This is a genomic window from Colwellia marinimaniae (assembly GCF_002207865.1).
GTDB lineage: Bacteria > Pseudomonadota > Gammaproteobacteria > Enterobacterales > Alteromonadaceae > Colwellia > Colwellia marinimaniae.
The window spans coordinates 1-276 of the sequence record NZ_BDQM01000236.1 but is presented as its reverse complement, the minus strand read 5'-3'; the positions used below and the strand labels follow the sequence as shown (position 1 = coordinate 276).

At 47.8% G+C, this 276-nt stretch carries 1 pseudogene; it reads left to right on the top strand.

The features are described 5' to 3' along the window. Positions 1-276: pseudogene (locus MTCD1_RS19075) on the top strand (iron-containing alcohol dehydrogenase); the annotation flags it as partial.

Here is a 276-nt window from a genome sequence, read left to right as displayed (position 1 = left end):
GCGTTAACCCATGCGGTTGAATCGTATATTGGTTTTCATGCTACCGAGCAAACCAAAGCATACGGTTATGATGCGGTAAAACGTATTTTCGCTAATCTACCGACCGCTTATGCAGATGGTAGTAATATCGAAGCACGCCGCCAAATGTCGATTGCGAGTTTTAATGCGGGCGTGGCGTTTACTCGGGCATCGATTGGTTATGCACATGCGATCGCCCATCAAATGGGGGGGTATTATCATATTCCTCACGGCCTTGCTAATGCGGTGATCTTACCG